The following is a 24931-nucleotide window of genomic DNA, read 5'->3' as shown; positions in this document are numbered from 1 at the left end:
CGCTCCCACAGAGTCGGCGCCCAACCTGTGGGAGCGGGTTTACCCGCGAAGAGGCCGGTGAGGTTTGAGCAAGACTCAGCCCTGACGGCATGTCTCCAAGGTTCGCACCTGGCCGTCAGGTTGCTGGTTATCCACACTCAACCAACGCTCGAACCCCGCCGCCACCGCCGGCCATTCGCCGTCGGTAATCGAATACCACGCCGTATCCCGGTTGCGGTCCTTGACCACCATGTGCTGACGGAACACCCCTTCGAAGACGAAGCCGAAGCGCTCCGCCGCGCGCTTGGAGCGGGCATTGGCGTCGTTGCACTTCCATTCCAGCCGGCGATTGCCCAGCTCGAAGCCCAGCTTGCCCAGCAGGTACACTGCCTCGGTGCCTTTCGGCGTGCGCTGCATCGCGGCGCCGAAGGCGATGTGGCCGATCTCGAAGCGACCCTGTTCCGGGACGATCGACATGTAGCTGAGGATGCCCTGGACCTGGCCGCTGGCGCGGTCGATCACGCTGTAGAACAGCGGGTCGCGGCTGGCGGCGTTGTCTTGCAGCCAGCAGTCGAAGCCGGCGCGCTCGGCAAACGGGCCATAGGGCAGGTAGTCCCACAGCACCGGGTCCGAGCCCGGGCCTTGCAGTACTTCCCAGAGGTCATCGCCATGGCGGGCCGGGTCGAGTTTTTCCAGGCGGATGAAACGGCCTTCGAGGGGCTCGGCCTTGGGGGTGCCGGCGGGCTTCCAGTTCAATGCGTCGTTCATGTTCGGCCTACAGTGCTTTGCGGAATTGGATGAAGCCCGGCCGATCGGCGATCTGTTCGTACAGGCTGATGGCGGTGGCATTGGTCTCGTGGGTCAGCCAGTGCACCCTCGTGCAGTCGGCGGCCTTGGCCGTCGCGTAGACATGCTCGATCAACTGACGGCCGATACCCAGGCCGCGTTGCTCGCTGTCCACGTAGAGGTCCTGCAGGTAGCAGGAATTCTGGATGCTCCAGTTGGTGCGATGGTAGATGAAATTGACCAGGCCCACTGCCTTGCCGTCTACCCAGGCCAGGGTCGAATGGGTGGGCTCGCTGGGGTCGAGCAGGCGCTGCCAGGTGCTGAGGTAGATCTCGTCGGCCAGTTCGGTCTGGTAGAAGCGCAGGTAGGCCTGCCACAGGGAGCGCCAGGCAGCGTGATCGTGAGCGCCGACCGGGCACAGGGTAACGGGGGTCATGGGCTTTTCCTTCAGAGATCGCGCATGTGCGCGGCGAGTTGGTTGTCCAGGTGGTCATTGCTGGCGCCAAGGCCTTCGCGCACGCCGGCAATGTCCTGCGCCGAACGGTTCTGGCTCAGCTTGCGCGCACCTTGCAGGCGGCTGATGGGCAGGCGGATGCCGACGATGGCGCGGAGCATGCCGTCGAGGTAGTCGCCTGGGGCGTCGGACACTGTCCAGGGCTCGCTGCGGCCCTGTTCATGGCGGTCGGTGAGGCGGGTGACGATGTCCAGCAACGACTGGGCGTTGTGGATAACTTCAACCGGGCCGTAGGCGTGTACTGCCAGGTAGTTCCAGGTCGGCACGACCTTGGGGTTGTCCGCCTTGCTCGGGTAGTAGCTCGGGCTGACGTAGGCATCGGCACCGGGAAACACCAGCAGCGCCTCGCCCCCTTGCTCCAGGTCCTGCCACTGGCGGTTGGCCCGGGCGAGGTGGGCGTAGACCGTGCCGAACTCGCCTTCGCCGGTCTCGACCAGTACCGGCAGGTGGGTGGCCAGCAAGCCCTGTTCACCCTGGCTGACCAGCAGCGCCAGGCGGGTTTGCAGCATGTGCCGGTGCAGGCGCTCGAGGTCGTGTTCCTGGTGGGGCTTGTTGTTGTACATGCTGGATGTCCTTGTTGAATGGCTCCATGCTAGGCAGGCTATTGGCTCTGGGTAAGAGCCATTAACGGCTGTTTTCATAGGTCCAATGCCATGATCGAACGTTGCCATCCTCTGCCTTTCGACCCTACGGGTATCGTCCTGGACCGCCGTCGCGGGCTGAGCCAGCAGCTCTACCATGCCTTGCGCGCCAGGGTGCTGGATGGGCGCCTGGGCAGCGGTACGCGGTTGCCGGCCACCCGCGACCTGGCGGCGATGCTGACGCTGTCGCGCAACAGCGTGGTGAGGGCCTACGACCAGCTGTATGCCGAAGGCTTCATCGAGAGCCGGGTTGGCGATGGCACCTATGTGAGCCAGCTACCGAAACTATCCACACAATTATCAACAGGGTTATCCCTGGGTTTATCAACAGACTTATCCACATTTCGTGCTGCGGATACTGAGGATTTATCCAGCCAGGCGGTCACCAGCGAGCCCCTGCAACGTCTGAAAAATCATCATCTGCCGCTCCCCAGGGGCGGAGCGCCCAAGGCTTTTCGCGTGGGCGTGCCGGCATTCGATCTATTCCCATTCGAGGTGTGGGCCAAGCTGCAAGCGGGTTTCTGGCGAAATCCCGACCCGGCGATGCTGGGTTATGGTGACCCGGCGGGTGAGTGGCAACTGCGCGAACTGATTGCCACCTACCTGCGACGCTCGCGTGGGCTTTCCTGCACGGCTGAACAAATTGTGATCACCAGTGGCGCGCAGGAGGCCATCAGCCTTTGTGCACAGCTGCTGTTGCAGCCCGGCGATGGCGTGGCTGTGGAAAACCCAGGGTACCGGGCTGCCGGGCATGCCTTCGCGATGGCCGGGGCGACGCTCAGGGGCGTGCCGGTGGATGCCGAGGGCATGGACTGCGCGAGGCTGGCCGAGATGCCCGAGTGCCGGCTGGCCTATGTGACGCCTGCCCACCAGTACCCCACGGGCGTCACCATGAGCCTGGCCCGTCGCCTGTCGCTGCTGGCCTGGGCCGAACGCCAGGATGGCTGGATCCTCGAGGACGACTACGACGGCGAGTACCGTTACAGCGGTGCGCCGCTGGCGCCACTGGCCGCGCTGGACCGCCAAGGGCGCGTGCTGTACGTGGGGACCTTCGGCAAGATCGCCGTGCCGGCCCTGCGCCTGGGATACCTGGTGCTTCCCGGGCGCCTGGTGCAGGCGTTCAGTCAATGTCGGGCGCTGGCGGTGCGCCATTCGGAGGTCGGCACCCAGTGCGTGATGGCGCAGTTCATGGCCCAGGGGCATTTCCAGCGGCATATCCGCCGCATGCGCCGGGCTGCGCTGGCGCGGCGCAATGTGCTCAAGGCCGGCTGGCCCCAGGATGTGTCGGGGCTGGGGGCCATGCCGGCGGTGGCGGCGGGGCTGCATGTGAAGGTGGATGTGGATAACTTCGCGCGGGAACAGGAACTGGTGGCTCTGGCGGAAGCGGTAGGGGTGGAGGTCAATCCGCTGAGCAGCTACTGGCTGGAGGACAGCGAAGAGCCTGTGGATAAAAGGGCAGGGCTGGTGCTGGGGTTTGCGGCGGTGCCGGAGGCGCAGATAGCGGATGCGCTGATGCGCCTGCGCAAGGCCTGGCGGCCTATTCGCGGGTGAACCCGCTCCCACAGGGTTTACGCCGTACCTGGGCATGGTGCGACACCTGTGGGAGCGGGTTTACCCGCGAAGCAGACGACTCAAGTTCCCGACTTGATCTTGGTCCAGGCCCGGGTTCGCGCCCGCTCGGCATCCCGTGGCAACGGCTTCAAGGTATACAGCTTGGCCATCGCCTCCGGCGTCGGGTACAGGTTCGGGTTGTTGCGGATCGCCGGGCTGACCTTGTCGGTCGCATCCTTGTTCGGGTTCGGGTAGCCGACGAAATCGCTGATCGGCGCGATCACCTCAGGCCGCAGCAGGTAGTTGATGAAGGCATGGGCATCCTCCGGGTTGGCCGCGTTCTTCGGGATCGCCAGCATGTCGAACCAGATCGGTGCGCCTTCCTTGGGCAGGCGCATGTCCACCGTCACACCATTCTTCGCCTCGCGGGCGCGGTTGGCGGCTTGGGAGAAGCTGCCCGAGTAACCCACCGCCACGCAGATGTCGCCGTTGGCGATGTCGGCCATGTACTTGGAGGAGTGGAAGTAGGTGACGTGCGGGCGGATCTTCAGCAGCAAGTCCTGGGCCTTCTGGTAGTCTGCCGGCTTGCCGCTGTTGGGGTCCAGGCCCAGGTACGACAGGGCCAGCGGCAGGATCTCCGATGGCGAATCGAGCAGCGCCACGCCGCATTGCTTGAGCTTGGCGATGTTCTCCGGTTTGAAGATCAGGTCCCAGCTGTCCACCGGGGCGTTGTCGCCGAGCACGGCCTTGACCTTGTCCGGGTTGAAGCCGATCAGCACGGTGCCGTACATGTAGGGCACGGCGAACTTGTTGCCGGGATCGTTGGCCTCGATCAGCTTCATCAGCGCCGGATCCAGGTGTTGCCAGTTGGGCAGCTTGGCGCGATCGAGCGGCTGGAACACGCCCGCTTCGATCTGCTTGGCGAGGAACACGTTGGACGGCACCACCACGTCGTAGCCGGAGTTGCCGGTCAGCAGCTTGGCCTCCAGCGCCTCGTTGGTGTCGAAGATGTCGTAGACCAGCTTCACCCCGGTGTCCTTCTGGAAGTCCGTGAGGGTCTGCGGGGTGATGTAGTCGAACCAGTTGTAGACCCGCAGGGTGCGCTGGTCGGCGTGGGCCTGGAGCGCGCCGGCGAGCAGGCCGGCGGTGATGAGCGGGGCGAGCAGACGCTTGAGTCGGACCATGTTCAGGCTCCTGGCTGGGCGCGCTGGAAGCCTTCCAGCACATTGACCGCGTTGATGCCGATTTCCTCCACGGCGTAGCCGCCCTCCATCACGAACAAGGTCGGCTTGCCCAGCTGGGCGATGCGCTTGCCCATCTCCAGGTAGTCCGGGCTGTCGAGCTTGAACTGGGAGATCGGGTCGTCCTTGAAGGTGTCCACGCCGAGGGAGATCACCAGCACCTCGGCGTCGTAGGCGGCGATGCGCTGGCAGGCGTCTTCCAGGGCCGCGCTCCAGGCCGCCCAGTCACTGCCGGCGGGCAGTGGGTAGTTGATGTTGCAGCCTTCGCCCGCGCCTTCACCGACCTCGTCGGCATAGCCCAGGAAGAACGGGAACTCGTCCTGCGGGTCGCCGTGGATCGAGGCGAAGAACACATCGTTGCGGGTGTAGAAGATGTCCTGGGTGCCGTTGCCGTGGTGGTAGTCGACATCGAGGATGGCCACCTTGCGCCGGCCCTGGTCAAGGAAGGCCTGGGCGGCGATGGCGGCGTTGTTCAGGTAGCAGTAGCCACCCATCACCTCGGCGGCGGCGTGGTGTCCCGGCGGGCGGCACAGGGCGAAGGCCGCGTGGGCGCCTTGCTGGATCGCGGCCTGGGCGGTCAGGGCCACTTGCGCTGCGCTGTAGGCGGCCTGCCAGGTACCGGCGGTGATCGGCGCGCCGGCATCGAAGCTGTAGTAGCCGAGTTCGCCGTGCAGGCCGGTGGGCTTGACCTGGCGAAGGGTGCGCGCCGGCCAGGTGAAGGGCAGCAGGTCGCCGTCGTGGCCCAGTGCGGCCCAGCGGGCCCAGGCGCCTTCGAAGAAGTTCAGATAGTCGGTGCTGTGGATGCGCTGCAGCGGGGCGCGACCGAAATCGGTGGGGCCTTGCACAGGGCCGAGGTTGCGCTGCTTCACCTGATCGAGGACGTGATCGGCGCGGGAGGGCATTTCGAAGCAGGGCATTAGCTGGCCGTCGATCAGCTCGCAGCGGCCATGGTGCAGGCGGTGGTCATCGGAATAGATCGTCAGCACTTATTGTTCTCCGGTTATGACTGGCGTGGGACCATTCTGGTGGGCGGCCGAGAGCGGGAGAACGATGCAAACGGCCAAAAGGGGATCGATGTGGCCAAGTACATCCTGTACCGGCCCTATCGCGGGGCAAGCCCGCTCCCACGATCGCTGAGGCCATTCGTGGGAGCGGGCTTGCCCCGCGATAGGGCCGGTACAGGTCAACCTCTGAAATGGCTCGGTGCAACACCACTCCAGCGCTGGAAGGCATGGCGAAAGCTGGCGGTCTCGCTGAACCCCAGCGATTCGGCAATGCGATAGATCGGCATCTGGTCTTCGGCCAGCAGTTGCTTGGCCCGCTCGAAGCGCAACTCGTCGAGCAGCTGTTGATAACTGCTGCCCAGCGCTTGCAGGTGCCGGCGCAAGGTGCGCGACGAGCAGTTCATCTGCCGTGCCAGGCCCTCCAGCCCGGGGGCGGCATCCAGCTGTTGGACCAGCAACTGGCGAATGCGCCCGAGCCAGGCTTGGCGTCCGGTGAACTCCAGGTTCAGCCGTCGGCAGCGTTCGCCCATGGCCTTGTGGGTGATCGGGTCGGCCAGCGGTAGCGGCATGTCCAGCCAGCGGCGCTCGAAGGCGAAGGCGTTGTCGCCGGCCTCGAAGCCGAGCGGGCACTGGAACGCACCGTCGTAGAGCGCGTGGTAACCGGGACGCGAGTGTTCGAAGCGCGCCGCCAGCAGTGGCAGCGGGCGGCCGAGCAGGTCATCGCAGATCACTTTAAGCGACACCAGGCAGAACTCGGCGTTGAAGGCCGCAAGGCCTGGGGCGTCGTAATGATCGCTGGCACAGAGCCAGACCCGCTGGCCGTCGTCCACCAGGCGCAGTTGGAAGACTGTTCCCAGCAGTGCCGGATAACGCAGCGCCAGGCGCAGGGCGTCACCCAAAGTGGCACTGGAGAGCAGGGCGTAACCCAGCATCCCGTAGCACGACACATGCATCCGCCGGCCCAGTTCCAGGCCGATGTCCTCGCGCCGGGCCACGGCGTTGGCGCACACCTGCAGCTCCTGCTGGGTGGTGATACGCGCATCAGCGTGGCCCAGGTCCGCCGGGCCTATGCCGCTGCCGGCGAGCAGCTGCCGCGGGTCGACGCCGGCCTCCTGGAACACCTGGAGGATCAGCGAAACCGCGTTGAGGGTGGTGAGGTGGCTGTGCAGCATGCTCGGCGTCCCATTGGGCTGAGAAGCTTTAGCGAGCAAGTTATATGCCGCTCCTACAGGGGCCGCGCAGGGTTTGAAGCGCAGGCATAAAAAAAGGGCCCGGAGCGTGCGCTCGGGCCCTTGAAAGGTTGAGAGGTGTCTAGTCCCTCGACCTGGTGAGACTGTTTGCAGCGGCCTGGGTTACGCCTTCAGCGGAACCAGACGGGGAGCGATCATGTTTTCCGGACGCAGGATGTCGTTGAGCATCTCTTCGTCCAGCAGCTTCTCCTCGCGCACCAGTTCCAGCACGCCGCGGCCGGTTTCCAGGGCGACGCGGGCGATACGGGTGGCGTTTTCGTAGCCGATGTACGGGTTCAGGGCGGTGACCAGGCCGATCGAGTGCTCGACCAGTTCGCGGCAGCGCTGTTCGTTGGCGGTGATGCCGACGATGCAGTGCTCGCGCAGCATGTCCATGGCGCGTTGCAGCAGGCGGATCGAGTCGAAGATCTTGTAGGCGATCAGCGGCTCCATCACGTTCAGCTGCAGCTGGCCACCTTCGGCGGCGACGGTCAGGGCCAGGTCGTTGCCCATGATGGCGAAGGCGACTTGGTTGACGGCTTCCGGGATCACCGGGTTGACCTTGCCTGGCATGATCGAGCTGCCTGGCTGACGCGCTGGCAGGTTGATTTCGTTGATGCCGGTGCGCGGGCCGCTGGACAGCAGACGCAGGTCGTTGCAGATCTTCGACAGCTTGACCGCGGTACGCTTGAGCATGCCGGAGAACAGCACGAAGGCGCCCATGTCGGAGGTGGCTTCGATCAGGTCGGCGGCCGGGACCAGCGGCTGGCCGCTGATGGTCGCCAGGCGCTGCACGGCCAGGGCCTGGTAGCCCGGGTCGGCGTTGATGCCGGTACCGATGGCGGTACCGCCCAGGTTGATTTCGGTCAGCAGTTCCGGGGCCAGCGAGCGCAGGCGCTGCAGGTCTTCGGTCATGGTGGTGGCGAAGGCGCGGAATTCCTGGCCCAAGGTCATCGGCACGGCGTCCTGCAGCTGGGTACGGCCCATCTTCAGTACGTGATCGAACTCTTTACCCTTGGCGGCGAAGGCCTGGATCAGGCTGTCGAGGCTGGCCAGCAGAGCGTCGTGACCCAGCAGCAGACCCAGACGGATCGCGGTCGGGTAGGCGTCGTTGGTCGACTGCGCCATGTTCACGTCGTTGTTCGGGTGCAGGTACTGGTACTCACCTTTCTGGTGGCCCATGTGCTCCAGCGCGACGTTGGCGATGACTTCGTTGGCGTTCATGTTGGTGGAGGTGCCGGCACCGCCCTGGATCATGTCCACGACGAACTGATCGTGGAAGTCACCCTTGATCAGTCGGGCGCAGGCTGCAGTGATGGCAGCGTGCTTGGCATCGCTCAGGTGCCCCAGCTCACGGTTGGCGTCAGCAGCGGCCTGCTTGACCATTGCCAGGCCGACTACCAGTTTCGGGTAGTGCGACAGCGGAACGCCGGAGAGGTGGAAGTTGTTGGCAGCGCGCAGAGTCTGGATGCCGTAGTAGGCATCGGCAGGGACTTCAAGGGTACCAAGCAGATCTTTTTCGACGCGGAACGATGCAGCGGAGGACATGATGGATATCATCTCGATTTTGACCCGGCACCTGCCGGAATGGCGCCAATGCTAGGGCTGCCCGGATTTTGCGGCCAATGCTGTTGCACGCTAACCTATGCACAAACGGCATACGGTTTGATGTGACGCCGATTGACAATCGAGCGTGTTCCATTTTGGTGCACGCGTTGCGGAGTAGTCGATGAACCTCGAAAGCAAATGGCTGGAGGACTTCAGTGCCCTGGCCTCCACCCGCAGTTTTTCCCAGGCGGCCGAGCGCCGTTTCGTCACCCAGCCGGCCTTCAGCCGACGCATACGCAGCCTGGAGGCGGCGCTCGGGCTGACCTTGGTGAATCGTTCCCGCACGCCCATCGAACTGACCGAGGCCGGGCAGCTGTTTCTCGTCACGGCACGTACCGTTGTCGACCAGTTGAGCGAAGTTCTCCGCCATTTGCATCATCTCGAAGGCGGGCAGGGCGAGGTGATCCAGGTGTCGGCCGCACACTCCCTGGCATCGGGCTTTTTCCCGCGCTGGGTGGCGCAGCTGCGCAACGATGGCTTGAACATCGCCACGCGCCTGGTGGCCACCAACGTTGGCGATGCCGTTCATGCATTGCGCGAGGGCGGCTGCGACCTGATGCTGGCCTTCTATGACCCGGACGCCGCCCTGCAGATGGACGCCGAGATCTTCCCCTCGCTGCACATGGGTACCACCGAAATGCTTCCGGTGTGCGCCGTGGGCCCGGACGGCAAGCCGCTGTTCGACCTGGAGGGTGAGGGCAGCGTACCGCTGCTGGCCTACAGTGCCGGCGCCTTCCTCGGCCGTTCGGTCAACTTGCTGCTGCGCCAGCGCAACCTGCGCTATACCACTGTCTATGAAACCGCGATGGCCGACAGTCTCAAGAGCATGGCGCTCGAAGGCATGGGTATCGCCTGGGTGCCGAGGCTGTCGATGCGTGGCGAGCTGGAACGTGGCGAACTGGTGATCTGTGGCGGCAGCCAGTGGCATGTGCCGCTGGAAATCCGCCTGTATCGCTGCGCGCTGGTGCGCAAGGCCAACGTGCGGTTGCTGTGGCGCAAGCTGGAGGGCGGCTCAGTTGACCCGAAAGTCAGCCAAACCCCCGAAAAATAAGGGCGACAGTTGGTCGCCGGGGGTGCCGTGATCGCCTCGCGTTACGCTATACTGCGCGGCCCCTCGACCGGATAGATCCGGTCATGATCAGCAAACAAGCCACGCCGGTCGTCCCGCGTGGCTTGTTGTTTTTTGACGCGCCTGCGGGCGCACAAGCGAAGAGGCTCGACGATGAGTGCACTGGTTGGCGTGATCATGGGCTCCAAGTCCGATTGGTCCACCCTTAGCCACACCGCCGATATGCTGGAAAAACTCGGCATTCCCTACGAGGTGAAGGTGGTTTCCGCCCACCGTACCCCGGACCTGCTGTTCCAGTACGCCGAGGAGGCCGAAGGCCGCGGCATCGAGGTGATCATCGCCGGTGCCGGTGGCGCCGCCCACCTGCCGGGCATGTGCGCCGCCAAGACCCACCTGCCGGTGCTGGGCGTGCCGGTCCAGTCGTCGATGCTGTCGGGTGTCGATTCGCTGCTGTCGATCGTGCAGATGCCGGCCGGCGTGCCGGTAGCCACCCTGGCCATCGGCAAGGCTGGCGCGATCAACGCCGCGCTGCTGTCGGCAAGCATCCTGGGCGCCAAGTACCCGCAGTTCCACGCGGCGCTCAAGCAGTTCCGCACCGAGCAGACCGACACCGTTCTGGACAATCCAGATCCGCGCCAGGCTTGAGGTTGACGCTATGAAGATCGGTGTAATCGGTGGCGGCCAGCTGGGCCGCATGCTGGCCCTGGCGGGCACCCCGCTGGGCATGAACTTCGCCTTCCTCGACCCGGCCCCGGACGCCTGCGCCGCCCCGCTGGGCGAGCACCTGCGCGCCGACTATGGCGACCAGGACCACCTGCGCCAGCTGGCCGACGAAGTCGACCTGGTGACCTTCGAGTTCGAGAGCGTGCCGGCGGAAACCGTCGCCTTCCTTTCGCAGTTCGTGCCGGTCTACCCGAGCGCCGAAGCTCTGCGCATCGCCCGCGACCGTCTGTTCGAGAAGAGCATGTTCCGCGACCTGGGGATTCCGACCCCGGCTTTCGCCGACATCCTCTCGCAAGCGGACCTGGATGCCGCCGTCGCCAGCATCGGCCTGCCGGCCGTGCTCAAGACCCGCACCCTGGGGTATGACGGCAAGGGCCAGAAGGTCCTGCGCAAGCCTGAGGACGTGGTCGATACCTTCGCCGAGCTGGGTAGCGTGCCGTGCCTGCTGGAAGGTTTCGTACCGTTCACCGGCGAAGTGTCGCTGGTGGCCGTGCGTGCCCGCGATGGCGAAACCCGCTTCTACCCGCTGGTGCACAACACCCACGACAGCGGCATCCTGAAGCTGTCGGTGGCCAGCGACGCGCACCCGCTGCAGGCCCTGGCCGAAGACTACGTCGGTCGCGTGCTGCAGAAGCTGGACTATGTCGGCGTCATGGCCTTCGAGTTCTTCGAAGTCGACGGCGGCCTGAAGGCCAACGAGATCGCGCCGCGCGTGCACAACTCCGGGCACTGGACCATCGAAGGCAGCGAGTGCAGCCAGTTCGAGAACCACCTGCGTGCCGTCGCCGGCCTGCCGTTGGGTTCGACCGCCAAGGTGGGTGAGAGCGCCATGCTCAACTTCATCGGCGAAGTACCGCCAGTGGACAAGGTCTTGGCCATCGACGATTGCCACCTGCACCACTACGGCAAGGCGTTCAAGGTTGGACGCAAAGTCGGCCATGCCACCCTGCGCTGCGCCGACATGGCCACCCTCAAGGCCAAGATTGCCGAAGTAGAGGCCTTGATCGCCGGCTGATCGAACTTCTGGCCGGCAATGCCGCTCTGAGATGGCAACATGCCAAAGCGCTGACTAGGCTTTGGCATGTTTCATGTTCATCACAGAGGGATTGCCATGGGCATCATTGGAACCATCTTCATTGGCCTGATCGTCGGCCTGCTGGCGCGTTTCCTGAAACCGGGTGACGACAGCATGGGCTGGATCATGACTATCCTCCTCGGCATCGCCGGCTCCCTGGCTGCCACCTATGGCGGGCAAGCCCTTGGCATCTACCAGGCCGGGCAGGCCGCGGGCTTCTTCGGGGCCCTGGTCGGCGCGATCATCCTTCTGGTGATCTACGGCTTCATCAAGAAGAACTGAACACAGGCTAGAATGCCCGGCAATTCAATTCCGAGTTGCCGAGCATTCCCATGCGTGCGTTATTCCTCGTCCCCCTGCTGCTGGCCAGCACCCTGGCCCATGCCGAACTGCCCGAGACCGACTGGCTGGAGCTGATGCCCAAGTCGGACCAGAAAGCCCTCGAGCAGATGCCCGAGATCGACCACAACTCCCCGGAAGCCCAGGGGACCTTCACTGCCAAGGGTGGCCTGAAGCAGAGCAAGGGCTTGCCTGCGGTGATGTACTCGACCAAGACCGTGGCAGCGATGAACGGCAAGCAGATCCGCCTGGGCGGGTATCCGGTGCCGTTGGAGAGCGATGCGAAAGGCAACAGCACGTTGTTCTTCCTGGTGCCGTACCCGGGCGCCTGCATCCATGTTCCGCCGCCGCCGCCGAACCAGCTGGTGCTGGTGCGTTATCCGAAAGGGTTGAAGATCGACGACATCTACACGCCGTTGTGGGTGACCGGCACGCTGAAGGTGGAGACGGTCAGCAATGACCTGGCGGATGCGGCGTATGCGCTGGAGGCCGCGACGGTGAGGGTGGTGGAAGACGCCGACCTTTGATTTACCTGTGCCGGCCTCTTCGCGGGTAAGCCCGCTCCCACAGGCACTTCACTGACCTTGAGAACAGTGGAGTGCCTGTGGGAGCGGGTTTACCCGCGAAAGGGCCGGCACTGACTCTGAAAATTATGAATCAGAGCGCTTCGCTACCGATCCCCACGCTCATCGCATGACTCGCCCCCGGCTTGAGCACCACCACGTCATCCATCACATTCGCCGTCTCGATGCACAGCATGCGCTGCCAGCCATCGTCGGCCATGTCCGGCAGGTCGCGAGCGCGGTCGGTCCAGGGGTTCCAGATCACCGCGGTGCGTGAGCCGCCGGCCTGCAAGGTGATGCGTCGGTTCCAGTGCGGGTCGACGATGGCCAGGCGTTCGGGGGCGTTCAGGTAGATGCGGTCGGTCTCGCCCGTAAAGCCCAGGTTGCCCTGCTGCTGGCGCTGCTCCCAGTTGGCCAGGGTTTCGATATAGGCCAACCCGTCCACGCCTTCCACCTGGACCTGGCGCACGTCGCTTACCGCGAAGTAGCTGTGCAGGGCCTGGCTCAGGGTGACGTCGGTATTACCGAGGTTGTAGCTGGTGAGGGTCAGCTTCAGCTGGTCGCCCAGTTCCACCAGCAGCTTGAGCTGGACTTCGTGGGCCCAGCCCGGCAGGTCGCCCTGGGCTTCGGGCAGCTGGAATTCGATATGCAGGCTTTCGCCGTGCTCCTCGGCCCCCAGCAACTGCCAGTCGCGCCCGCGCACCAGGCCGTGGGCCGGTGGCTGCTCGCCCTTGAACATGGCTTTGACCGAATCCGGGTTGCGTTCGAAGATGCCGAACCATGGCCAGCACACCGGCGCGCCGGCGCGCACCGACTTGCCCTGGCGGAAGATGGCCTGGTCGCTCAGCCACAGCAGCGGCGGTTCGCCGATCCGCTGGTAGCTGAGGACCTGCGCGCCCTGCTGGGCGATCAATAGTTCGGCATGCTCGCTGGTGATGCGCCAGCAATTGAGTTCGCCGTGAAGCTCGGTCTCGACCGTGAAGTTAGCCATTGCGCTCGTCTCATTGATTGTCTGTCAGGCCGTTGGACCCAGTGACGTGCAATGAGTTTACCGCTCGCTCGGCTCAGCGACGAGGCACCGAGCGGGTGCGACCGCTGCCGTCGATGGCGACGAACACGAACACGGCTTCGGTGACCTTGCGCCATTCGCTGGACAGCGGGTCGTCGCTCCACACCTCGACCATCATCTGGATCGAGCTGCGGCCGATCTCCAGGGTCTGGGTATAGAAGGACAGCTGAGCGCCCACCGCCACCGGCACCAGGAAGGCCATGCGGTCGATGGCCACCGTGGCCACCCGGCCACCGGCGACGCGGCTGGCCATGGCGGTGCCGGCCAGGTCCATCTGGGCGACCAGCCAGCCGCCGAAGATATCGCCGAAACCATTGGTCTCGCGTGGCAGCGCGGTGATCTGCAGGGCCAGGTCGCCCTGCGGGATAGGATCTTCTTGTTCGAGCTCAATCATGCCGTGGGGCCTCTGACCCGTGAAGCTTCGTTGGTGGCGCAATGAAGGACGCCGTAAAAACGATTCAGCAGCACGCATACTACGCTGATTTCGCTTCGCGAGGCGGCCAAAGGGAAACTCTGCGAAACAGTCTGACAACAATGACCGACGTTTTCGCACAACTTCCCACAATGGAAGCAACCTTTTCCTACGAGCGGGCAGTATATATACCTGCACAGCCAGCGACGACCGCACATTCATGAATATCTGTATGGATTTTGTACCGCTATGAGCGCGGCTCGGCAATTTGCTATCTTCGCTGCCTAGCCAATCCAGAAGCCGCATGCCAAGCGGTCCGCAGACCTACAAGAGAAAGAACAGCGATGACCTCCGTGCAGAGCAGTATCGAGCAGCCGTCCCGGCCGTTGTCCCGCAGTGACTACAAGACCCTCTCGCTGTCCGCCCTGGGTGGAGCCCTGGAATTCTACGACTTCATCATCTTCGTCTTCTTCGCCACGGTGGTCGGCAAACTGTTCTTCCCCGCCGACATGCCCGAGTGGCTGCGCCTGATGCAGACCTTCGGCATCTTCGCCGCCGGCTACCTGGCGCGCCCCCTGGGCGGCATCGTCATGGCCCACTTCGGCGACCTGCTCGGGCGCAAGAAGATGTTCACCCTGAGCATCTTCCTGATGGCGGTGCCGACTTTGGTGATGGGCCTGCTGCCCACCTATGCGCAGATCGGCCTGTGGGCGCCGATCCTGCTGCTGTTGATGCGGGTGATCCAGGGCGCGGCCATTGGCGGCGAGGTGCCGGGCGCCTGGGTGTTCGTCTCCGAGCACGTGCCGGCGCGCAATACCGGTTATGCCTGCGGCACCCTGACCGCGGGCTTGACCTCGGGCATCCTGCTTGGCTCGCTGGTGGCGACCCTGATCAACACGCTCTACACCCCCGAGGAAGTGGCGGATTACGCCTGGCGTATCCCGTTCCTGCTCGGTGGGGTGTTCGGCTTCTTTGCGGTCTACCTGCGCCGCTGGCTGCATGAGACCCCGGTGTTCGCCGAGATGCAGGCGCGCAAGGCCCTGGCCGAAGAACTGCCGCTGCGCGCGGTGCTGCGCGACCATCGCGGTGCGATCATCCTGTCGATGCTGCTCACCTGGCTGCTGTCGGCCGGCATCGTGGTGATCATCCTGATGACCCCGGCCTTGCTGCAGAGCCTCTATCACGTCAGCCCCACCGACTCGCTCAAGGCCAACAGCCTGGCCATCGTGCTGCTCAGTCTGGGCTGCATCGGGGCTGGCAGCCTGGCTGACCGCTTCGGCGCCGGGCGCGTGTTCATCGTCGGCAGCCTGGCGCTGCTGGCGTCGTCCTGGGCCTTCTACCACAGCCTGCCGACCCGCCCGGACCTGCTGTTCCCGCTGTACGCCCTGACCGGCCTGTGCGTGGGCATCGTCGGTGCCGTGCCGTACGTGATGGTCAAGGCGTTCCCACCGGTGGTGCGTTTCAGCGGCTTGTCGTTCTCCTACAACCTGGCCTACGCGATCTTTGGCGGGCTGACGCCTATGGTGGTAACCGCGCTGCTCAAGTTCAGCCCGATGGCACCAGCCTATTACGTGGCGTGCCTGTGTGCCGTTGGTCTGCTGGTTGGTACCTATCTGCTCGCCAACAAGCGCTGAGCCGAGCGAATCACACGGACCTGTAGGAGCGGCCTTGTGCCGCGAAAGGGACGCGCAGCGGCCCCAGGATCTCAGCCTCCTGAAAGACCTCCGGGGCTGCTTTGCAGCCCGTTCGCGGCGCAAGGCCGCTCCTACAGAGACATGCTGTACACCTCTCCTGAAACATCTTGAAAGGCCATCCCGGATACCCGGTGATGGCCTTTCATCCAATTGTCATATTCGAGTCATAGAGTGTTCATGCGGCCTGCAGATACTTGGGCCCGTTCCATCTCACAACCCACGATATTCCTGCTAGGAGCAAGGCATGAAACTGAAGCGTTTGATGGCGGCCCTGACCTTTGCCGCCGCTGGCGTCGCTGCCGCCAATGCGGTCGCCGCTGTCGATCCTGCAATCCCGACCTACACCAAGACCACCGGTGTATCGGGCAACCTCTCCAGCGTCGGTTCCGACACCCTCGCGAACCTGATGACCCTGTGGGCCGAGGCCTACAAGAAGGAATATCCCAACGTAAACATCCAGATCCAGGCCGCCGGCTCCTCCACCGCGCCACCCGCGCTGACCGAAGGCACCGCCAACCTGGGCCCGATGAGCCGCAAGATGAAGGACGTCGAGCTGCAGGCCTTCGAGCAGAAGTACGGCTACAAGCCGACCGCCATCCCGGTCGCCGTCGACGCCCTGGCCGTGTTCGTGCACAAGGACAACCCGATCAAGGGCCTGACCATGGCTCAGGTCGACGCCATCTTCTCCTCCACCCGCCTGTGCGGTGGCAAGAGCGAGATCAAGACCTGGGGCGACGTCGGCGTGACCGGCGACCTGGCCAACAAGCCGATCCAGCTGTTCGGCCGCAACTCGGTATCGGGCACCTACGGCTACTTCAAGGAAGAAGCCCTGTGCAAAGGCGACTTCAAGCCTAACGTCAACGAACAGCCTGGCTCGGCCTCGGTCGTGCAGTCGATCAGCTCCTCGCTGAACGGCATCGGCTACTCGGGCATTGGCTACAAGACCGCCAGCGTCAAGACCGTGCCTCTGGCCAAGAAAGACGGCGGCACCTTCGTCGAGGACAACGAAGCCAACGCCCTGAACGGCACCTACCCGCTGTCGCGCTTCCTCTACGTCTACGTCAACAAGGCGCCGAACAAGCCTCTGGCCCCGCTGGAAGCCGAGTTCGTCAAGCTGGTGCTGTCGCAAGCCGGCCAGCAGGTTGTCGTGAAGGACGGCTACATCCCGCTGCCAGCCAAGGTGGTCGACAAGACCCTGGCCGAACTGGGCCTGTCCCACGCGGGTAACGTTGCAAAGAAGTAAGTAACTGAGGACGAGGCCGGTGACCACAATGCCGGCCTCCTCCACGAATTCCTTAGTCCGAAGCCAGGGCTCCTGAGCGGCGGGCTTTTTTGCGTCACTGCACTGTCATGTTTTTGTCATACGGGACCGCTAGGGTGTGCGCATGAATGATCTGGCCAACTCCACAATGACCCAAAATTCTCCTCCCGTGCGCATTGATTTCAATACGCCCGAGTTGCAACGCAAGCGCCGCATGCGCGCCCTCAAGGACCGTCTGACCCGCTGGTACGTCCTGGTGGGCGGGCTCGCCGTGCTGGCAGCGATCACGCTGATCTTCTTCTACCTGGCCTATGTGGTGCTGCCGCTGTTCCAGGGCGCCGAACTGACCAGCAAGAAGGCCCTGGAGCCGACCTGGCTGCAACAGGACGCCGGCAAACCCCTGATGATCGCCCTCGAGGAGCAGAACCTCGTGGGCATGCGTGTGTCCGACAAGGGCCAGGCGCTGTTCTTCGACACCAAGACCGGCAACGAACTGAAGCGCGTCGACCTGCCGCTGCCCGCCGGCGCCCAGGTCAGCTCGATCAGCACCGACCAGCCTGGCAGCCCGCTGGTGGTGCTGGGCCTGTCCAATGGCCAGGCGCTGGTGTTCCACCACACCTACAAGATCACCTATCCGGACAACAAGAAGACCATCGAGCCGGGTATCGACTACCCCTATGGTCAGGACCTGTTCACCCTGGATGACCAGGGCCGCGCGCTGGAACACGTGAGCGTCAACGTCAATGGCGACACCCTGTTGCTGGCCGGCTCCACCGGCGCGCACCTGCAGGTGATCGAGCTGTCGCGCACCGAGAACATGATGACCGACGAGGTCACCATCGAGCAGAGCCGCATCGAGTTGCCGCAGATGACCGAGGCGGTGAAGAACATCTTCATCGACCCGCGCCAGCAGTGGTTGTACGTGGTCAACGGTCGCGCCACCGCCGACGTGTTCAGCCTGCGCGACAAGAGCCTCAATGGTCGCTACAAGCTGCTGGAAGACGGCAACGCCGAAATCACCGCGACCGCCCAGCTGGTCGGTGGCATCTCGCTGATCTTCGGTGACTCCAAGGGCGGCCTGAGCCAGTGGTTCATGGCCCGGGATCCGGACGGCGAGTCGCGCTTCAAGCTGATCCGAAGCTTCCAGCTGGGCAAGGCCCCGGTGGTGCAGATCGACGCCGAAGAGCGCCGCAAGGGCTTCATCGCCCTGGACAGCGAAGGCAAGCTCGGTGTGTTCCACAGCACCGCGCACCGCACCCTGCTGGTCGAGCCGGTCGCCGAAGGCGCGGGCGTGCTGGCCCTGTCGCCGCGCGCCAACCGCATCATCATCGAGGAAGGCGGCAAGCTGCTGCCCCTGAGCCTGCGCAACCCGCACCCGGAGATCTCCTTCAGCGCGCTGTGGGGCAAGGTCTGGTACGAGAACTACGACGAGCCTAAATACGTCTGGCAGTCGACCGCCTCGAACACCGACTTCGAGCCCAAGCTGAGCCTGTCGCCGCTGACCTTCGGTACGCTCAAGGCCGCGTTCTACGCGATGATCCTGGCCGCCCCGCTGGCCATCGCCGCCGCCATCTACACCGCCTACTTCATGGCCCCGGGCATGCGCCGCAAGGTCAAGCCGGTGATCGAGCTGATGGAAGCGATGCCGACGGTGATCCTCGGCTTCTTCGCCGGCCTGTTCCTCGCGCCGTACCTCGAAGGCCACCTGCCGGGCGTGTTCAGCCTGTTCGTGATCATGCCGATCGGTATCCTGCTCGCCGGCTTCAGCTGGAGCCGCCTGCCGGAGTCGATCCGCCTGCGCATCCCGGATGGCTGGGAAGCGGCGATCCTGATCCCGGTGATCCTGGTGATCGGTTGGTTTGCCCTGTACATGAGTCCGTTACTCGAGAGCTGGTTCTTCAAGGGCGACATGCGCCTGTGGATCAGCAACGACCTCGGCATCACCTACGACCAGCGCAACGCCCTGGTGGTCGGTATCGCCATGGGCTTCGCGGTCATCCCGAACATCTACTCCATCGCCGAAGACGCCGTGTTCAGCGTGCCGCGCAGCCTGACCCTGGGTTCGCTGGCCTTGGGCGCCACGCCGTGGCAGACCCTGACCCGCGTGGTCATCCTCACCGCCAGCCCGGGCATCTTCTCGGCGCTGATGATCGGCATGGGCCGTGCGGTGGGCGAGACCATGATCGTGCTGATGGCCACCGGCAACACCCCGGTGATGGAGATGAACCTGTTCGAGGGCATGCGCACCCTGGCCGCCAACGTGGCCGTGGAAATGCCCGAATCGGAAGTCGGCGGCAGCCACTATCGTGTGCTGTTCCTCGCCGCCCTCGTGCTGCTGCTGTTCACCTTCGTGATGAACACCCTGGCCGAGCTGATTCGCCAGCGCCTGCGCAAGAAATACTCGTCGCTTTGATAGAAAGGTAGAGATCCGTGAAAAAGGATTCCCTCAAAGGCTGGTTCAAGAGCGGCGCCCCCGGCGTCTGGATCAGTGGTGGCGCGGTCGCCATGGCGGTCATCATGACCGTCGGCCTGCTGGCCGTGATCGCCGTGCGCGGCCTGGGCCACTTCTGGCCGGCCGACCTGGTCCAGGCCACCTACAAGGTGCCGGGCCAGGCCGACCACGTGGTCATCGGTGAAGTGGTGCAGAAGGAAGAAGTACCCCGCGAACGCCTCAAGGGTGCCGGCCTGCCGGTGCCCGAGCAGGGCCCGGAGTTCATGACCCGCGAGCTGATCAAGGTCGGTAACCGTGACCTCAACGGTACTGACTTCACCTGGGTCGTGGGCGAGTGGCTGGTCGACCAGCAAAAGCCTGTCGATCTGATCGCCCTGGAGCGCCGCGAGTGGGGCAACTTCTATGGCTACCTGGTCAGCGTCAAGGAAGAAGGCCGCGTGGTCGCCCAGGGCCCCGAGGCCTGGACTGAGCTGCAGACGCGCCTCAAGCGCGCCAGCGAACTCAACGACCAGCTGGTGAAGCTGGAGAAGAAGGACATCGGCGCCATCAACCATGGCCTCGAGCGCCTGCGCCTGCACGGCCGCAAGCTGGAACTGGATGGCAAGCTGGATGCCGCCGCCCAGGCCGACATGGACGCCGAGCGCGCCGAGCTGAACAATCGCTACAAGGCCATCGAGGAGCGCCTGACCGGCCTGCACCAGGCCTTCGCCCGCGACAGCCTGGTAGCCCGCGACGGCAACGGCCGCGAGGTGGAGATCAACCTGAGCAAGGTGGTCCACGCCATCCAGCCGAACGCCATGTCCGGCCTGACCAAGATGGGCGCCTACTTTGCCAAGGTCTGGGAGTTCCTCAGCGACGACCCGCGTGAGGCCAACACCGAAGGCGGTATTTTCCCGGCCATTTTCGGCACCGTGATGATGACCCTGATCATGGCCGTGATCGTCACCCCGTTCGGCGTGCTGGCCGCGGTCTACCTGCGCGAATACGCCAAGCAGGGTCCGGTGACCCGCTTGATCCGCATCGCGGTGAACAACCTGGCCGGTGTTCCGGCGATCGTCTACGGCGTGTTCGGCCTGGGCTTCTTCGTCTATGTGCTGGGTGGCTCGATCGACAGGCTGTTCTTCCCCGAGTCGCTGCCGGCGCCGACCCTCGGCACCCCCGGCCTGCTGTGGGCCTCGCTGACCCTGGCGCTGCTGGCGGTGCCAGTGGTGATCGTGGCCACCGAGGAAGGCCTGGCGCGGATTCCGCGCACGGTGCGCGAGGGCTCGCTGGCCTTGGGCGCGACCAAGGCCGAGACCCTGTGGAAGATCGTCCTGCCGATGGCCAGCCCGGCCATGATGACCGGCATGATCCTCGCCGTGGCCCGCGCCGCCGGCGAAGTGGCCCCGCTGATGCTGGTGGGTGTGGTGAAGCTGGCGCCGTCGCTGCCGGTGGACGGCAACTACCCGTACCTGCACCTGGACCAGAAGATCATGCACCTGGGCTTCCACATCTACGACGTCGGCTTCCAGAGCCCCAACGTCGAGGCCGCGCGGCCGCTGGTGTACGCCACCGCGCTGTTGCTGGTGCTGGTGATCGCCACCCTCAACCTCTCGGCGGTGTGGATCCGTAACCACCTGCGCGAGAAGTACAAGGCCCTCGACCACTGATCCTGATTGCAAGCGTGCCGCCCGAACACCGGGCGGCCCTTTGAAACGAATTGATAGCGTATGGAGTTGACCATGCAGCATGAATCCCACGCCCACGGCATCGACATGTCGGCCCTGGGCCGCGACAAGCAGAGCCTGCGCCTGGCCGAAGAGACCGTGGCCATCGAAGTACCCGGGCTGTCCCTGTTCTACGGCGACAAGCAAGCGCTGTTCGACGTCAGCATGAACATTCCCAAGCAGCGCGTGACTGCCTTCATCGGCCCGTCCGGCTGCGGCAAGTCCACGCTGCTGCGGACCTTCAACCGCATGAACGACCTGGTCGATGGCTGCCGCGTGGAAGGCGCCATCAACCTGTACGGTAGCAACATCTACCGCAAGGGCGAGGACGTGGCCGAGCTGCGCCGCCGCGTGGGCATGGTGTTCCAGAAACCCAACCCGTTCCCCAAGACCATCTACGAGAACGTGGTCTACGGCCTGCGTATCCAGGGCATCAACAAGAAGCGTGTGCTCGACGAGGCCGTCGAGTGGGCGCTGAAGGGCGCGGCGCTGTGGGATGAGGTCAAGGACCGCCTGCACGACTCGGCCCTGGGCCTGTCCGGTGGCCAGCAGCAGCGTCTGGTGATCGCCCGCACCATCGCCGTGGAGCCGGAAGTGCTGCTGCTCGACGAACCGTGCTCGGCGCTGGACCCGATCTCGACCCTGAAGGTCGAAGAGCTGATCTACGAACTGAAATCCAAGTACACCATCGTCATCGTCACCCACAACATGCAGCAGGCGGCCCGCGTATCGGACTACACCGCGTTCATGTACATGGGCAAACTGGTCGAATTCGGTGACACCGACACCCTGTTCACCAACCCGGCGAAGAAGCAGACCGAAGACTACATCACCGGTCGCTACGGCTAACTATTGGCCACAGGGTGCTTGTGTAGGAGCGGCCTTGTGCCGCGAAAGGGCTGCAAAGCAGCCCCGGCGATTTTTGCATCACGGCTGAAATCCTGGGGCCGCTTCGCGGCCCTTTCGCGGCACAAGGCCGCTCCTACAGGCCAGGGAACGACACGAATCACTTGAAGCTTGCAGCTGCTTCGCGGAGCGAAACGATGATCAACAAAGAAAGCCTTACCCACCACATCTCCCAGCAGTTCAATGCCGAGCTCGAGGAGGTGCGCAGCCACCTGCTGGCCATGGGCGGCCTGGTCGAGAAGCAGGTGAACGACGCCGTCACCGCGCTGATCGAGGCCGATTCGGGCCTGGCCCAGCAGGTGCGCGAGGTCGATGAACAGATCAACCAGATGGAACGCAACATCGACGAGGAGTGCGTGCGCATCCTCGCCCGTCGCCAGCCGGCGGCCTCCGACCTGCGCCTGATCATCAGCATCTCCAAGTCGGTGATCGACCTGGAGCGCATCGGTGACGAATCCACCAAGATCGCCCGTCGCGCCATCCAGCTGTGCGAGGAAGGCGAGTCGCCGCGCGGCTACGTCGAGGTGCGCCACATCGGCGACCAGGTGCGCAACATGGTCCGCGACGCGCTGGACGCCTTCGCCCGCTTCGACGCCGACCTGGCGCTGTCGGTGGCCCAGTACGACAAGACCATCGACCGCGAATACAAGACCGCGCTGCGCGAGCTGGTCACCTACATGATGGAAGACCCACGCTCGATCTCCCGCGTGCTCAGCGTGATCTGGGCCCTGCGTTCACTGGAGCGCATCGGCGACCACGCGCGCAACATTTCGGAGCTGGTGATCTACCTGGTGCGTGGCACCGACGTGCGCCACATGGGCCTCAAGCGCATGAAAGCCGAGGTGCAGGGCGAAGCGTTCGATGAGGGCGAAATCGCTAATGTTCCGGCTGAACCGGACGATAAATAGGATTGCTCCCGAGCATGAACGCCCGGCAACCGCCGGGCGTTTTCGTTTGCGGTCGAGCACCAGCAGGCACCCGCGAACCGTGTGAGAAGTCCCGGCGTGACCAGTGGTTTGGCAAATGGCCATCAGTCGGCGGTATGCTAGCCGGGATTCAAGAGGAGTATCGATGAGTAAAGTGAATGTGCTGGTCGTGGACGATGCCCCGTTCATCCGCGACCTGGTAAAAAAGTGCCTGCGCAACGCCTTTCCCGGCGTGGTGATCGAGGACGCGGTCAACGGTCGCAAGGCCATGGCCATGCTGAGCAAGGAACGTTTCGACCTGGTCCTGTGCGACTGGGAGATGCCCGAGATGTCCGGCCTCGAGCTGCTGACCTGGTGCCGCCAGCAGGAAGAGATGAAGACCATGCAGTTCATCATGGTGACCAGCCGTGGTGACAAGGAAAACGTGATCCAGGCCATCCAGGCCGGTGTTTCCGATTTCGTCGGCAAGCCGTTCACCAACGAGCAGCTGCTGACCAAGGTGAAGAAGTCGCTGACCAAGATCGGCAAGCTCGATGCCCTGATGTCCAGCGCGCCGGCGCGGGTCAACTCGGCCTTCGCCAACGACTCGCTCAGCGCCCTGACCGGCGGTCGCCCGGAAGCGGCCAAGGTCGCGGCTCCGGCGCCTGTTGCCGCTGCTGCCAAGCCACTGATCAACGCACCGACGCCGAAGACTGCCGCCGCCGCGGCCCAGACTGGCCGTGGCCAAGGCCAACTGCGCCTGTCCAGTGGCACCCAGCCGTGCATGATCAAGGCCCTGAGCCTCAAGGAAGCCCTGCTGGTGGTGCGCCGCGGCACCAACCTGCCGCAGGTGCTCGAAGGCGCGGTGCTGGACCTGGAGCAAGGCGAGAATGCCGAAACGGCGCGGCTGAACGGCTACCTGCACGCCATTGCGGCGCTGGAACCCAAGCCTGAGAGCGACTGGCTGCAACTGACCTTCAAGTTCGTCGACCAGGATGCGCAGAAGCTCGACTACCTGTCGCGGCTGATCGCTCGCGGCACGGCGCAGAAGCACTTCACGCCCGGCGCCTGACGCCACCCTGGGCCCTGTAGGAGCGGGCTTGTCCCGCGATCACCCGCGAAGCGGGTGCCATACGCCGCGCAAGCCGCTCCTGCAGTCACCATCCGACCAACTGTCATATCCCTCTCAAATCCGGCTGCTAGGCTTCGACAGAACACAACTGTCAAAAAGCCACCATCATGCCGCCCGCCCGCCTGCTGCTGTTCTGTGCCTTGCTCACGGCCTCGGCGTCGTGCCTGGGCATGACCGTCTACAAGACCACCGACACCTTCGGCGTGGTTTCCTACTCCGACCGCCCGAGCCCGGGGGCCAAGGTCTTCGTGTTCCGTGAGCCCATGGTCGAGCGCCTGGATGGCCAGGTTCGCCTGAAGACCGAGCCCTTTGCCGGTGGCGTGCGCTTTGTCGCCCGCAACGAACTGTTCGTGCCCATGGAGGTGGAGCTGCGCGTGGAGCGCCTGGCCAATGCCCAGGGCGGCAACGCTCCGCGTATCGTCCGACGGCTGGTGCCGCCGCGCTCGACCCAGGTGCTCAGCGTGGTCCAGGCCCGCCAGGGGAGCAGCCTCAGGTACGACACCAAGTTTCGCTATGCCATGGGCGACCCAGGCCAGCGCCCGCAGGGCTATCGCTATCCCTTCCCCTGGAAGGGCGGGCCGTTTCGTCTGAGCCAGGGTCCCAATGGCCGCTTCAGCCACTTCGGGCCCAAGGGGCGCTATGCCATGGACATCGCCATGCCCGAGGGCACGCCGATCATCGCGGCGCGGGGTGGGGTGGTGGTGAAGATCGAGAACAACCAGAGCGGGCGGGGCAACAACCCGGCGGGCAACTTCGTCAGGATCCTGCACCCGGACGGCACCATGGGCGTGTACCTGCACCTGATGCGCGGCTCGGTGGTGGTGGGCGAGGGGCAGCGGGTGGTCCAGGGGCAGGCGCTGGCCAAGTCGGGCAATACCGGCAACAGCAGCGGGCCGCACCTGCATTTCGTGGTGCAGCGCAATGTGGGGTTGGCGCTGGAGTCGATACCGTATCAGTTCGACCGGCCGATTGGCGGGTTGCCGGATTTCACGGCGGGCAATCCCTGAAAAGCATCGCGGGGCAAGCCCGCTCCCACGCCATGAGAGAAAAGCGTGGGAGCGGGCTTGCCCCG

General features: G+C 64.5%; 23 protein-coding genes. 14 read left to right on the top strand and 9 right to left on the bottom strand.

Annotation, left to right across the window (positions count from 1 at the left end; all coding sequences use genetic code 11):
- Window positions 1-75: 75 nt before the first annotated feature.
- The 3 genes from K2O50_RS26300 to K2O50_RS26290 are packed head-to-tail and all read right to left on the bottom strand — an operon-like array spanning window position 76 to window position 1842.
- Window positions 76-747, bottom strand: a complete 672-nt coding sequence (locus K2O50_RS26300) for a GNAT family N-acetyltransferase (RefSeq protein WP_050707568.1) — start codon at window positions 745-747, stop codon at window positions 76-78.
- Between the two features lie 7 nt (window positions 748-754).
- Window positions 755-1201 (bottom strand): GNAT family N-acetyltransferase, encoded by a 447-nt coding sequence (locus K2O50_RS26295; RefSeq protein WP_050707567.1) that lies wholly within the window; start codon window positions 1199-1201, stop codon window positions 755-757.
- A gap of 11 nt (window positions 1202-1212) precedes the next feature.
- The gene (locus K2O50_RS26290) at window positions 1213-1842 is read right to left on the bottom strand and encodes an FMN-binding negative transcriptional regulator (protein WP_050707566.1); all 630 of its coding nucleotides are present in this window, start codon (window positions 1840-1842) and stop codon (window positions 1213-1215) included.
- A 90-nt stretch (window positions 1843-1932) separates the two neighbouring features.
- On the opposite strand from K2O50_RS26290, the gene K2O50_RS26285 reads away from it, so the two are divergent.
- Window positions 1933-3471: a PLP-dependent aminotransferase family protein gene (locus K2O50_RS26285; protein WP_050707565.1), complete on the top strand. Its 1539-nt coding sequence runs from the start codon at window positions 1933-1935 to the stop codon at window positions 3469-3471.
- Window positions 3472-3551: 80 nt separating this feature from the next.
- On the opposite strand, the gene K2O50_RS26280 is transcribed toward K2O50_RS26285, so the two are convergent.
- From K2O50_RS26280 to aspA, 4 genes are all read right to left on the bottom strand, one after another.
- Window positions 3552-4655 (bottom strand): extracellular solute-binding protein, encoded by a 1104-nt coding sequence (locus K2O50_RS26280; RefSeq protein ID WP_050707564.1) that lies wholly within the window; start codon window positions 4653-4655, stop codon window positions 3552-3554.
- Between the two features lie 2 nt (window positions 4656-4657).
- Window positions 4658-5698 (bottom strand): histone deacetylase family protein, encoded by a 1041-nt coding sequence (locus K2O50_RS26275; protein ID WP_050707563.1) that lies wholly within the window; start codon window positions 5696-5698, stop codon window positions 4658-4660.
- A 197-nt stretch (window positions 5699-5895) separates the two neighbouring features.
- Window positions 5896-6888: an AraC family transcriptional regulator gene (locus tag K2O50_RS26270; protein ID WP_050707562.1), complete on the bottom strand. Its 993-nt coding sequence runs from the start codon at window positions 6886-6888 to the stop codon at window positions 5896-5898.
- A gap of 180 nt (window positions 6889-7068) precedes the next feature.
- On the bottom strand, window positions 7069-8493 hold the full coding sequence (gene aspA / locus K2O50_RS26265) for an aspartate ammonia-lyase (RefSeq protein WP_050707561.1): 1425 nt from the start codon (window positions 8491-8493) through the stop codon (window positions 7069-7071).
- 181 nt (window positions 8494-8674) lie between these two features.
- Here aspA and K2O50_RS26260 point away from each other — a divergent pair, with 181 nt between their 5' ends.
- The 5 genes from K2O50_RS26260 (at window position 8675) to K2O50_RS26240 (ending at window position 12286) form a co-directional block, all read left to right on the top strand.
- Entirely contained in the window at window positions 8675-9604 is a 930-nt protein-coding gene (locus tag K2O50_RS26260) for a LysR substrate-binding domain-containing protein (protein WP_050707560.1), read from the top strand.
- A 171-nt stretch (window positions 9605-9775) separates the two neighbouring features.
- The gene (purE, locus tag K2O50_RS26255) at window positions 9776-10267 is read left to right on the top strand and encodes a 5-(carboxyamino)imidazole ribonucleotide mutase (RefSeq protein ID WP_050707559.1); all 492 of its coding nucleotides are present in this window, start codon (window positions 9776-9778) and stop codon (window positions 10265-10267) included.
- A 10-nt stretch (window positions 10268-10277) separates the two neighbouring features.
- Window positions 10278-11360 (top strand): 5-(carboxyamino)imidazole ribonucleotide synthase, encoded by a 1083-nt coding sequence (locus K2O50_RS26250; RefSeq protein WP_050707558.1) that lies wholly within the window; start codon window positions 10278-10280, stop codon window positions 11358-11360.
- Between the two features lie 96 nt (window positions 11361-11456).
- Window positions 11457-11702 (top strand): GlsB/YeaQ/YmgE family stress response membrane protein, encoded by a 246-nt coding sequence (locus K2O50_RS26245; RefSeq protein WP_050707557.1) that lies wholly within the window; start codon window positions 11457-11459, stop codon window positions 11700-11702.
- A 50-nt stretch (window positions 11703-11752) separates the two neighbouring features.
- Window positions 11753-12286, top strand: coding sequence for a DUF3299 domain-containing protein (locus tag K2O50_RS26240; RefSeq protein ID WP_050707556.1), 534 nt, complete (start codon window positions 11753-11755; stop codon window positions 12284-12286).
- 130 nt (window positions 12287-12416) lie between these two features.
- On the opposite strand, the gene K2O50_RS26235 is transcribed toward K2O50_RS26240, so the two are convergent.
- Both K2O50_RS26235 and K2O50_RS26230 read right to left on the bottom strand, forming a co-directional pair.
- A complete protein-coding gene (locus K2O50_RS26235) occupies window positions 12417-13313 on the bottom strand; it encodes a D-hexose-6-phosphate mutarotase (protein ID WP_050707555.1) in 897 nt (298 codons plus the stop codon).
- Window positions 13314-13386: 73 nt separating this feature from the next.
- The gene (locus tag K2O50_RS26230; RefSeq protein ID WP_003253317.1) at window positions 13387-13785 is read right to left on the bottom strand and encodes an acyl-CoA thioesterase; all 399 of its coding nucleotides are present in this window, start codon (window positions 13783-13785) and stop codon (window positions 13387-13389) included.
- A 362-nt stretch (window positions 13786-14147) separates the two neighbouring features.
- Here K2O50_RS26230 and K2O50_RS26225 point away from each other — a divergent pair, with 362 nt between their 5' ends.
- From K2O50_RS26225 to K2O50_RS26190, 8 genes are all read left to right on the top strand, one after another.
- Window positions 14148-15437, top strand: coding sequence for an MFS transporter (locus K2O50_RS26225; protein ID WP_050707554.1), 1290 nt, complete (start codon window positions 14148-14150; stop codon window positions 15435-15437).
- A gap of 304 nt (window positions 15438-15741) precedes the next feature.
- On the top strand, window positions 15742-16740 hold the full coding sequence (locus tag K2O50_RS26220; RefSeq protein ID WP_050707553.1) for a phosphate ABC transporter substrate-binding protein PstS: 999 nt from the start codon (window positions 15742-15744) through the stop codon (window positions 16738-16740).
- A gap of 142 nt (window positions 16741-16882) precedes the next feature.
- Entirely contained in the window at window positions 16883-19171 is a 2289-nt protein-coding gene (locus tag K2O50_RS26215) for an ABC transporter permease subunit (protein ID WP_050707552.1), read from the top strand.
- Between the two features lie 17 nt (window positions 19172-19188).
- Window positions 19189-20859, top strand: a complete 1671-nt coding sequence (gene pstA / locus K2O50_RS26210; RefSeq protein ID WP_050707551.1) for a phosphate ABC transporter permease PstA — start codon at window positions 19189-19191, stop codon at window positions 20857-20859.
- 72 nt (window positions 20860-20931) lie between these two features.
- Window positions 20932-21765, top strand: coding sequence for a phosphate ABC transporter ATP-binding protein PstB (gene pstB / locus K2O50_RS26205; protein WP_028689970.1), 834 nt, complete (start codon window positions 20932-20934; stop codon window positions 21763-21765).
- 194 nt (window positions 21766-21959) lie between these two features.
- A complete protein-coding gene (gene phoU / locus K2O50_RS26200) occupies window positions 21960-22730 on the top strand; it encodes a phosphate signaling complex protein PhoU (RefSeq protein ID WP_023630537.1) in 771 nt (256 codons plus the stop codon).
- 163 nt (window positions 22731-22893) lie between these two features.
- Complete coding sequence (locus K2O50_RS26195) at window positions 22894-23799, top strand: response regulator (RefSeq protein ID WP_050707550.1); 906 nt, start codon at window positions 22894-22896, stop codon at window positions 23797-23799.
- 167 nt (window positions 23800-23966) lie between these two features.
- A complete protein-coding gene (locus K2O50_RS26190; RefSeq protein ID WP_050707549.1) occupies window positions 23967-24866 on the top strand; it encodes a peptidoglycan DD-metalloendopeptidase family protein in 900 nt (299 codons plus the stop codon).
- Window positions 24867-24931: the final 65 nt, after the last annotated feature.

The sequence above is a fragment of the Pseudomonas sp. 2hn genome, assembly GCF_019646095.1.
GTDB classification, from domain to species: Bacteria; Pseudomonadota; Gammaproteobacteria; order Pseudomonadales; family Pseudomonadaceae; genus Aquipseudomonas; species Aquipseudomonas peradeniyensis.
The sequence above is the reverse complement of the archived record's forward strand: the minus strand, read 5'-3'. Positions and strand labels throughout refer to the sequence as shown.

Excerpts from the sequence above, each read along its gene's own strand:
- K2O50_RS26300 (WP_050707568.1), bottom strand. The coding sequence starts at position 747 with ATGAACGACGCATTGAACTGGAAGCCCGCCGGCACCCCCAAGGCCGAG.
- K2O50_RS26295 (WP_050707567.1), bottom strand. The coding sequence starts at position 1,201 with ATGACCCCCGTTACCCTGTGCCCGGTCGGCGCTCACGATCACGCTGCC.
- K2O50_RS26290 (WP_050707566.1), bottom strand. The coding sequence starts at position 1,842 with ATGTACAACAACAAGCCCCACCAGGAACACGACCTCGAGCGCCTGCAC.
- K2O50_RS26285 (WP_050707565.1), top strand. The coding sequence starts at position 1,933 with ATGATCGAACGTTGCCATCCTCTGCCTTTCGACCCTACGGGTATCGTC.
- K2O50_RS26280 (WP_050707564.1), bottom strand. The coding sequence starts at position 4,655 with ATGGTCCGACTCAAGCGTCTGCTCGCCCCGCTCATCACCGCCGGCCTG.
- K2O50_RS26270 (WP_050707562.1), bottom strand. The coding sequence starts at position 6,888 with ATGCTGCACAGCCACCTCACCACCCTCAACGCGGTTTCGCTGATCCTC.
- aspA (WP_050707561.1), bottom strand. The coding sequence starts at position 8,493 with ATGTCCTCCGCTGCATCGTTCCGCGTCGAAAAAGATCTGCTTGGTACC.
- K2O50_RS26260 (WP_050707560.1), top strand. The coding sequence starts at position 8,675 with ATGAACCTCGAAAGCAAATGGCTGGAGGACTTCAGTGCCCTGGCCTCC.
- purE (WP_050707559.1), top strand. The coding sequence starts at position 9,776 with ATGAGTGCACTGGTTGGCGTGATCATGGGCTCCAAGTCCGATTGGTCC.
- K2O50_RS26250 (WP_050707558.1), top strand. The coding sequence starts at position 10,278 with ATGAAGATCGGTGTAATCGGTGGCGGCCAGCTGGGCCGCATGCTGGCC.
- K2O50_RS26245 (WP_050707557.1), top strand. The coding sequence starts at position 11,457 with ATGGGCATCATTGGAACCATCTTCATTGGCCTGATCGTCGGCCTGCTG.
- K2O50_RS26240 (WP_050707556.1), top strand. The coding sequence starts at position 11,753 with ATGCGTGCGTTATTCCTCGTCCCCCTGCTGCTGGCCAGCACCCTGGCC.
- K2O50_RS26235 (WP_050707555.1), bottom strand. The coding sequence starts at position 13,313 with ATGGCTAACTTCACGGTCGAGACCGAGCTTCACGGCGAACTCAATTGC.
- K2O50_RS26230 (WP_003253317.1), bottom strand. The coding sequence starts at position 13,785 with ATGATTGAGCTCGAACAAGAAGATCCTATCCCGCAGGGCGACCTGGCC.
- K2O50_RS26225 (WP_050707554.1), top strand. The coding sequence starts at position 14,148 with ATGACCTCCGTGCAGAGCAGTATCGAGCAGCCGTCCCGGCCGTTGTCC.
- K2O50_RS26220 (WP_050707553.1), top strand. The coding sequence starts at position 15,742 with ATGAAACTGAAGCGTTTGATGGCGGCCCTGACCTTTGCCGCCGCTGGC.
- K2O50_RS26215 (WP_050707552.1), top strand. The coding sequence starts at position 16,883 with ATGAATGATCTGGCCAACTCCACAATGACCCAAAATTCTCCTCCCGTG.
- pstB (WP_028689970.1), top strand. The coding sequence starts at position 20,932 with ATGCAGCATGAATCCCACGCCCACGGCATCGACATGTCGGCCCTGGGC.
- phoU (WP_023630537.1), top strand. The coding sequence starts at position 21,960 with ATGATCAACAAAGAAAGCCTTACCCACCACATCTCCCAGCAGTTCAAT.
- K2O50_RS26195 (WP_050707550.1), top strand. The coding sequence starts at position 22,894 with ATGAGTAAAGTGAATGTGCTGGTCGTGGACGATGCCCCGTTCATCCGC.
- K2O50_RS26190 (WP_050707549.1), top strand. The coding sequence starts at position 23,967 with ATGCCGCCCGCCCGCCTGCTGCTGTTCTGTGCCTTGCTCACGGCCTCG.